At 72.4% G+C, this 5,375-nt stretch carries 4 protein-coding genes and 2 pseudogenes; 3 read left to right on the top strand and 3 right to left on the bottom strand.

Features of this window, described 5'->3' with window-relative positions; translation table 11 throughout:
• Both RH94_RS12445 and RH94_RS46625 read right to left on the bottom strand, forming a co-directional pair.
• Positions 1–280: pseudogene (locus tag RH94_RS12445) on the bottom strand (hypothetical protein); the annotation flags it as partial.
• Between the two features lie 911 nt (positions 281–1,191).
• Positions 1,192–1,892, bottom strand: a pseudogene (locus RH94_RS46625) (transposase); the annotation flags it as partial.
• 439 nt (positions 1,893–2,331) lie between these two features.
• Between RH94_RS46625 and dhaK the strand changes: the two are divergent.
• From dhaK to RH94_RS12420, 3 genes are read left to right on the top strand one after another with little or no spacing between them, the layout of a single operon-like run.
• Positions 2,332–3,324: a dihydroxyacetone kinase subunit DhaK gene (gene dhaK / locus RH94_RS12430; RefSeq protein WP_073947669.1), complete on the top strand. Its 993-nt coding sequence runs from the start codon at positions 2,332–2,334 to the stop codon at positions 3,322–3,324.
• 47 nt (positions 3,325–3,371) lie between these two features.
• Entirely contained in the window at positions 3,372–3,977 is a 606-nt protein-coding gene (dhaL, locus tag RH94_RS12425; RefSeq protein ID WP_073947668.1) for a dihydroxyacetone kinase subunit DhaL, read from the top strand.
• Position 3,978: 1 nt separating this feature from the next.
• Positions 3,979–4,404: a PTS-dependent dihydroxyacetone kinase phosphotransferase subunit DhaM gene (locus RH94_RS12420; protein ID WP_073947667.1), complete on the top strand. Its 426-nt coding sequence runs from the start codon at positions 3,979–3,981 to the stop codon at positions 4,402–4,404.
• 33 nt (positions 4,405–4,437) lie between these two features.
• On the opposite strand, the gene RH94_RS12415 is transcribed toward RH94_RS12420, so the two are convergent.
• A complete protein-coding gene (locus tag RH94_RS12415) occupies positions 4,438–5,238 on the bottom strand; it encodes a glycoside hydrolase family 75 protein (RefSeq protein ID WP_073947666.1) in 801 nt (266 codons plus the stop codon).
• Positions 5,239–5,375: the final 137 nt, after the last annotated feature.

The raw sequence follows: 5,375 nt of genomic DNA, 5'->3' as shown, positions 1-5,375 counted from the left end.
GCTCGTTGATGAAGATCCGGCCCACCCTGTGGTGGCCGCGCTCGCCGTGCTCGCCGCCCTCGCCGCGCTCGCCGCCGCGTTCGCCGCCGCGCTCGCCGCCCTCGTTGCCCTTCCCCTGCCCGCCTTCGCCGCCCATGGGCGCCTGGGCGGGAGCGGGTGCCTGCTGGACGACGGCCGGGGCCGCCTGGGGTACGGGGGCGGCCGTGGCGTAGGTGATACCGGTCGCGGTCAGGGCCGCGGCGGCCGCGATGCCCGCGGTGATGGCAGAAGAACGGGACATGATCATGCTGCTTTACTCCTGTCTCAGAGAAGCCGGCTTTGACAGCCGACGTGTGACTGAACGTACCGACGGCCCCCAAAGCTGTCATTTCGGGCATATCGGAAGGACTGGCTCCGGAGAGCCGAACGGGGTACTCCCTGACTGTTGATGCTTCGTCAAATAGCCCAGTGAAGCTGGCGAATCGGTGATCGATTAGGCCTTCAAGGTGATCTCTGACGCCTGCTCACCCATGCGGCAGCGAGTCGCCTGGAACTGCCGGTGCGAGAGGCTCAGGCATACCGGGGCAGGCGGGTCACGGACCGGATCGCGGCAGCCGCCCTGCCCGCCGGCGCCTTGTTCCCATGACGTCCGCCATCCGGCGTTACTGACTTCGGCTCGTCAGGGTGACCACGGGCGCAGGCGCTGGTCTCGCGCGGTCCGAGCGGGTCCCGGAGGCTGCCATACCTGTCAAGTCGCCATCACGAGGTCGTTGGTGGTGGTCAGGCGCTCCTCGAACGAGGACCGGCCGAGGAGCTTGAAGTCCCGGCGGGTGACGACCCGTTCGCCGGCGGCGACGAGAAAGGCAGCGAGCCCGGCCCCGCGGCTTCCCGTCCCCTCCAGCGCCCAGCACCGGCTGCCGGGCAGCTGGTCGCGTTCCCTTCCGACGAAGACGACCGTGTGGTCGGCGTCGGCCCGGGTGGAGTCACCGCGTGGCAGAAGCGTGACGAGTCACGCCGCTTACGCGGCGGACGAGCCGCTGAGCAGGCCAACGGGTCGCCGGGTCGAGAATCACGGTTCCGATACTTCCCAAGGGCCTGCAGGAACTCGACGACCTTCCGTCCCGGGCAGAACAGGCCGGTTCGGGGTCCATCAGGAATCAGGTGTGGTGCGTCCGGTTGGCGTAAGGGTTCTTCGGTGGGCCGATCGACCTGCACTCGTCCGGCCGTGAGGCGGCCGCCGAAGAGCAGGTCGAACTCGTTGAGAGCGGCCGTTTCATTCGGGAAGTGCCCGCAGGCCCGGGCCGCGCGCCGGCAGCGTGCGTTCAGGCTCTCGATCGCGTTGGCGGTGCGGACGACCCGGCGAATCGCGTCCGGCAGCCCGGGCAAGGGCACGAACTCACTCCGGGCCCGCTCCCAACTACTGCTGATCGAGGGGTACTTCCTGCCCCACGTCTGGCTGGACCCCTCCAGTCGCCGACGGGCCCTCCTCGTCGACGGCGGTGTGGACGGGCTCGAGGTCGCGGGCGGTGTCGGCCCAGTCCCGGCGGGACGCGCAGCGCGGGCTGTTGCGGATCAGGTGGAGGATCTCCCCGTGACCGTCCACGGTGACCGCGATCGCGACGCAGACCGGGCGGTTGGCCACGTGGCCGTCGCGGATGCGGACGTGGACGGCGTCGATGAAGACGACGGGGCAGACCGGAGCAAGCGGCCGGGTGCTCCATTCCGCCATCGACTCCAGCGCTTTGTCGGTGGCGGTGGAGACGGTCTCCTTCGCCGTCGTCCCGTACACCTCGGCCAGGCGGGCGACGATCCCGCCGGAGGTCAGCCCCTTGACCGTCAGCGAGAGCACCGTCCCGTCCAGCGCGCCGGTGCTGCGGGCGTATTTCGGCAGCAGCCGCGGGGTGCGGCTGCCCNNCCCAGCCGGTCACGGGACACCCGCACCAGCAGGCAAGAGGCCACGACTCGGACGCCACCCGGCGGAAGAGCCTCTCCGCCGCACCGGGATCCACCGCTCGACCGGGCTCGGCCTGCCCTGCCTGACAGGTGCGGGCCGACCAAGAGAGACGACCGGTGAGCCCGTGGGCGCCCGTTCACTCGTTCGTCTGTGCAGCCGCCACAGGTGTCCTTCGCTGCCGCAAGGTCGATACTGCCGGTAGGAGCGCTCCGGCCTCCCCGTACCCGTCCGAGTTTCCTGATGTCCCGTCAGTAAAGTCAGCACCAGGTCGGCGCCAGTACCGCCGGACACCGCTTTCGACCGCCACGGACCGCCAAGATCAACAACAGCCCTTATGTGCCCTGACCAGCAAAAGCACAGGTCGCGGCCACACTCGCTAAGATCACTGGGAGGTACCCATGAGGATGCTCATCAACGTCGCCGAGACCGTGGTCGCGGACGGACTGCGCGGTATGGCGGCCGCCCATCCCGAGCTGACGGTCGACGTGGAGAACCGGGTGGTGGTACGGCGGGACGCGCCCGTGGCCGGGAAGGTCGCCCTCGTCTCCGGCGGCGGGTCGGGGCACGAACCGCTGCACGGCGGGTTCGTGGGGCCCGGGATGCTCTCGGCGGCCTGTCCGGGGGAGGTCTTCACCTCGCCGGTGCCCGACCAGATGCTGCGGGCCGCGGCGGCCGTGGACAGCGGGGCGGGTGTGCTGTTCGTCGTGAAGAACTACACCGGGGACGTGCTCAACTTCGACATGGCGGCCGAGCTCGCCGAGGACGAGGGCATCCAGGTGGCGAAGGTCCTGGTCAACGATGACGTGGCGGTGACCGACAGCCTCTACACGGCGGGGCGGCGCGGCACCGGCGCGACGCTGTTCGTGGAGAAGATCGCGGGCGCGGCGGCCGACGAGGGGCAGCCGCTGGAACGGGTGGAGGCGGTCGCCCGGCAGGTCAACGAGAACTCCCGCAGCTTCGGCGTCGCCCTGAGCGCGTGCACCACCCCGGCCAAGGGCAGCCCCACCTTCGACCTGCCCGCCGGGGAGCTGGAGCTGGGCATCGGCATCCACGGGGAGCCGGGCCGGGAACGGCGGCCGATGATGACCTCGGGCGAGATCGCCGACTTCGCGGTGCACGCGGTCCTGGAGGACCTGCGCCCGAGCAACCCCGTGCTGCTGCTGGTCAACGGCATGGGCGCGACCCCGCTGCTCGAGCTGTACGGCTTCAACGCCGAGGTGCACCGGGTGCTCGCCGAGCGCGGCGTGGCCGTCGCCCGCACGCTGGTGGGCGACTACGTCACCTCGCTGGACATGGCGGGCGCCTCGGTCACCCTGTGCCAGGTCGACGAGGAGCTGCTGCGTCTGTGGGACGCACCCGTGAGTACGCCGGGCCTGCGGTGGGGCATGTGATCCCTGGAGAGCGCTTCCACCCCCACCTACCACGCAAGGGAGATCCAGTGCTCGACGCCGACTTCTTCCGCCGTTGGATGACGGCGACCGCCGCGTCCGTGGACCGCGAGGCGGAACGGCTCACCGCCCTCGACTCGCCCATCGGGGACGCCGACCACGGCACCAACATGCAGCGCGGGTTCACGGCCGTGCGGGCCGCGCTGGAGAAGGAGGCACCGGACACCCCCGGTGCGGTCCTGGTCCTTGCCGGACGCCGGCTGATCTCGACGGTCGGCGGTGCGTCGGGACCGCTGTACGGAACGCTGCTGCGCCGTACCGGCAAGGCGCTCGGGGACGCCGCCGAGGTGAGCGAGGAGCAGCTGGCCGAGGCTCTCAGGGCCGGTGTGGACGGGGTCATGACGCTGGGCGGGGCCGCGCCGGGCGACAAGACCATGGTGGACGCGCTGGTGCCGGCCGTGGACGCGCTCGGTGACGGCCTCGCGGCGGCGCGCGCCGCCGCCGAGGAGGGCGCCGTGGCGACCACGCCCCTGCTGGCCCGCAAGGGCCGGGCGAGTTATCTGGGCGAGCGCAGCATCGGGCACCAGGACCCGGGTGCGACGTCGTCCGCCCTGCTGATCGCGGCGCTCGCCGAAGCCGCCGCGGTGGAGGCGTGACATGGGTGACGGCAGGGCGAGCGACGACAAGAGCGTCGGGATCGTGCTGGTCTCGCACAGCGCCGAGGTCGCGGCGTCGGTGGCGGAGCTGGCGAAGGGGCTGGCCGGCGGGGCCGCGGGGGTGCCGGTGGCTCCGGCCGGCGGCCGGGAGGGCGGCGGGCTGGGCACCAGCGCCGAGCTGGTCTCCGCGGCGGCCGCGTCCGTGGACCGGGGTGCCGGGGTGGCCGTCCTCACCGACCTCGGCAGTGCGGTGCTCACCGTGAAGACGCTGCTCGCCGAGGGCGACGAACTGCCGGGCAACACCCGCCTGCTGGACGCCCCGTTCGTGGAGGGCGCGGTGGCCGCGGTGGTCACGGCGGCGGCGGGAGCCGACCTCGACGCGGTGGAGGCGGCGGCGGTGGAGGCGTACGGCTACCGGAAGGTGTGAGCGGCGGCCGGGGGCGTGTGACGGCGGCACGGGTCACCGCTCCCCCGCCGTCCCGTCGCCGTCCTCCCGGGCCTTCTGCTCGTTCTCCCGCGCCGTCCGGCCGTCCTCCCGCGCCGTCCAGTCGGCGAGCAGCCGGCGCGCCAGCCGCTCGCCGGTCGCCGCGGCGGTCGCGTGGTCCTCGATGGCGTCGATCCGGGAGTGCTCGAAGACGATGTAGGTCACGCCCGAGTCCACGCCACCGGTGCTGGGGTCGGCGGGGATGCCCAGGCGCCGGGCGGCGGCGTACGAGGCCTCGCCGATGATGTCGCGCGGCCCGATGTCGCCCACGACCGCGTACTCCACGCGGCCCCGGTAGACGACGGCCGCGACCGACCCTCCGCCCACGCCGTGGGCGCGGTGGTCCCAGATGCGGCTCGCGGCGGGCAGGACGACGTACGGCAGCCGCTCGGCGTTGAGGCGGTGGCCGTTGGACTGCGCATAGGCCGCTCCCGGGGAGAAGTGCGGGTCGGTGCGGCGGTTGCACCGGGCGGTGGGCCGTCCGTCGCAGTCGATGTCCATGTCGGCCTTCCAGAAGACGGCTCCGCGCAGCCCGCAGACCGGGACGGTGGCGGGCGCGTCGGCGTCGAGCCGGTAACGACCGCGGGAGACCGGTCTGCAGTGCCGCACCATGGCCAGCAGGTCGGCGGCACGGACAGGGGCGGCGCCGTCGCCCTGGGCCACCGGCGCCGGCTCCTGGCGGAAACGGGGCGGCTCGGTGGGGGCGGGGGCGGGCAGCGTCGTCGGAGCGAGCAGGACGCTGCTCGCCGCGACGAGGGTCAGCGACTTGGCACGCACGGTGAGGAACCCTCTTCTCGGGGACATTACGGACAGTCACCTCATAGGTGATGAATTCGATCACGCGCCCCACGTTAGGTGACCGGGCCGCGCATGGCCCGTAACGCCCTCCGGGCGACCGGGGGACCGCGAGCCGC

Origin of the sequence: Streptomyces kebangsaanensis (assembly GCF_001906585.1) — a bacterium.
GTDB classification, from domain to species: Bacteria; Actinomycetota; Actinomycetes; order Streptomycetales; family Streptomycetaceae; genus Streptomyces; species Streptomyces kebangsaanensis.
The sequence above is the reverse complement of the archived record's forward strand: the minus strand, read 5'-3'. Positions and strand labels throughout refer to the sequence as shown.